This window comes from Flavobacteriales bacterium (genome assembly GCA_013001705.1).
Taxonomy (GTDB): Bacteria; Bacteroidota; Bacteroidia; order Flavobacteriales_D; family JABDKJ01; genus JABDLZ01.
This window is the reverse complement of the sequence record JABDLZ010000180.1, coordinates 1-3,332: the sequence shown is the minus strand read 5'-3', so window position 1 is coordinate 3,332 and position 3,332 is coordinate 1. Positions and strand designations below refer to the sequence as shown.

Below are 3,332 nucleotides of genomic sequence, written 5' to 3'. Positions count from 1 at the left end.
GTGGTATCATAGGCGAAATGTTCAGTCGTGAATCCGAATGGAGCAAGCCGATTATCCTTGAGCGCGAAATCAGCTTGGCTGAGCACGGTCGTCTCTGCTCCACTTTCATCGGCCATGACCAACTCATAGATCTGCACCTTCTCCTCTGAATCGATCAGATCATAGTGGGGTTCGTATTCGGCATCTCTATTGATCACCTCATAGTCCTCCCCCAGAATACCTGAAGAGAATAGGGTATCACCGGATTCTTCGAGAGCTACGAATTCGATGAAAGCGATCCGAGACGGATAAGCAGATGGAAACTTATGTCCGGCCTTATTGGTGAGTTCTACATCGATGAACAGACTATCGAGTGTCCTTCCTTCTTCTGTGATAAGGATATCGAGTGTATTCTCCTGCAACATGCGCATGGTGGCAGCTCTGACGGAGTCGAATTGCACAGCATAGGCACGTATGTCCAAGGTATCGCGGTGCTCCTTCATCATATCCAGCATGAAAGTGTTCCCTCCTACGATGTCGTGTCGGAAGAAGGGGGAGCGCGGTGGTAGGAAGAGTAGATTGGCCGATATCACGATATCATCATCCACACGGGTCATGTGACATCCTTGGCATTCTACAGCTGCTTCATCTTCCGTATTGTAAGCAGAATTGACCCATTCGTGGTAGGTGGCCTGCTCCACGAACTCACCTCCTGTCAGTTGACCATCCAGTCCGACTGTCTCGGTGATCAAGGTGTGACAGGTCGCACAAGTCTCACTCTTCGCCATATGCTCTGAGTACACTGGCATGAAGCCTACAAAGGACTGCATAGGTCCTGCAAAAGGGTCGTCATAGGGACCGTAGATGGTATCTTCTACATACTTCAGATCGATACCTGAGAAGGTCGACCCGACCGAATCCGGAGATATCTGGTGGCAAGCACCGCACGATACCCCATCCAAGGCGACCGAATCCATCTTCAGATCCTCCATGGTATAGTGTGGAAGCCCTAGATGCATGGCATTATAGAATCCCATAGGGGCATGGCAATCGGTACACGAAGATTCTATCTCGGCCTGAAGTGCCGGTGAGACGAGGGATTCATGACTGACCTTGGCCCTCCAGAACGGGTCCTTGGCACTCATAGCCATCATAGTCGCACGCCAATCATCCACCACATTGATATCATTACCCTCCGCATCCACACTCGCGACCTCTTGGGGGTCGTAGCCATGACATCCATTGCATTCTCCACTTGCTGCGAAAAGCGCATTCCATCCATCCACCAGAGTAGAATCATACATCATAGAGCGCTGGTAATACTCCAACTCCATGGGCGTATGGAATCCTCGATCATTCCGCTCCGAATGGGCGATCAGGACCACGGTGAAAATCAAGATGATAAGGGTGAGGATTGTCGTGCGCTTCATAAGTCTCACATCGCTGCACTACAAAAATACGTAAGCAGGGTCTAGCCATCATGTGTTAGAATCATTTCGGTATCCCATTTGGATTTCAACAATCGTACTACCCGCAAAAGCACCGTATTCGCATATATTTGGTCATTAATACCATTAGATGAGTATCGATCTGAATCAAGGTAGGCTATTCGATTTCATAGCGTACCAGAATGAGAACTTTCCGCTAGACATCTCCCTCTCGACCAAACGCAATGGAGAATGGCGCTCATATAGCACCCAAGAAGTGCTCGACCTATCCCATCGATTGGGCCATGGTCTGATAGAGAAAGGAATAGGCATTGGGGACCGGGTGGCCATCATATCGACCACCAATCGCTCAGAATGGAATATCATCGATCTTGCGGTATTGCAGATAGGTGCTGTGGACGTACCCATCTATCCGACCATCACCGAGAAGGACTACACCTATATTCTCAATGATTCCGGATGTCGGATCGCATTTGTTTCTGATCGGGAACTCTTCGACAAGCTCACATCTATAAAAGCAGACTGTCCGGCATTAGAGTCCATCTACATGATGGATGAGGCGGATGGAATCCCACATTGGACCGAAGTATTGCATGCGGATACGAAGGTATCATACGAGAAACTGGCTCCTCTGAAAGAAGCCGTGCGCCATGAGGATCTGGCTACACTCATCTACACCTCTGGAACCACAGGAGAGCCTAAAGGTGTTATGCTGAGCCACAGGAACATCGTGACCAATGTGATCGGGTCATCCTATCGCCTGCCTATCGAGCCCGGATGTAAGGCGCTGAGTTTCCTGCCTCTCTGCCACATCTTCGAGCGCATGCTCATCTACCTCTACGCCTACAAAGGGACGAGCATCTACTATGCAGAATCCTTGGATACCATCGGGGATAATCTGAAGGAGGTCGCCCCTGAGATCTTCACCGCAGTCCCACGGCTTTTGGAAAAGGTATATGGAAAGATCATGGCCAAAGGAGATGATCTGACCGGAGTAAAGCGGAAACTCTTCTTCTGGGCAGTGAAACTTGCCGAGAACTTCGAGTACTATGGAAAGAACGGGGCTTGGTATGAGTTTAAATTAAAGATCGCGCGCAAACTGATCTTCAGCAAATGGCAAGAGGCCCTAGGTGGAAATGTAAAATTGGCCGCCAGCGGAAGTGCCGCCCTCTGCCCTCGCGTGTGTAGGTTCTACAATGCGGCAGGTATTCCCATCATGGAAGGATATGGATTGACAGAGACCTCCCCGGTGGTGTCGGTCAATGAGATCGCTAATGATGGTTTCCGTTTCGGTGCTACGGGAAGACCGATAAAAGGTGTCTCTGTGCGCATAGCTGAAGACGGTGAGATCCTGGTCAAAGGCCCCAACGTCATGATGGGCTACTACAATAAGCCCGACAAAACGGCCGAGGTCATCGATCAAGATGGATGGTTCCATACGGGAGATATCGGAGAATTGGTCGAGGATCAGTACCTCAAGATCACCGACCGCAAAAAGGAGATCTTCAAGACAAGTGGCGGAAAGTATATCGCTCCTCAGCTCATGGAGAATGCCTTCAAACAGAATAAGTACATCGAACATATCATCATTGTCGGTGAGAACAAGAAACATCCATCGGCCTTGATCGTGCCAGCCTTTGAGAACCTTTTCGATACCTGCGCTGAATGGGGCTTGGATACTTCGGACAAAAAGACCCTGTTGACCGATCCAAAAGTGATCGAACTCTATGATGGAGTGATGGAGAAATGCAATGCGCCCTTTGCACGCTGGGAGAAGGTGAAGAAATACACTTTGCTCCAAGAAGAATTCACTATCGAAGGTGGAGAATTGACACCCACCCTCAAATTAAAGCGAAAGGCCATCTACAGCAAATACGGAGACTTGATGAAGGACCTCTATGGGGA

Annotated in this window: 2 protein-coding genes; one reads left to right on the top strand and one right to left on the bottom strand. The window is 49.4% G+C overall.

The window, feature by feature from the left end; translation table 11 throughout:
* On the bottom strand, window positions 1-1,409 hold a 1,409-nt coding region (locus HKN79_07380; protein ID NNC83382.1), incomplete at its 3' end, for a hypothetical protein.
* Between the two features lie 148 nt (window positions 1,410-1,557).
* Between HKN79_07380 and HKN79_07375 the strand changes: the two genes are divergently transcribed.
* On the top strand, window positions 1,558-3,332 hold a 1,775-nt coding region (locus HKN79_07375; protein ID NNC83381.1), incomplete at its 3' end, for a long-chain fatty acid--CoA ligase.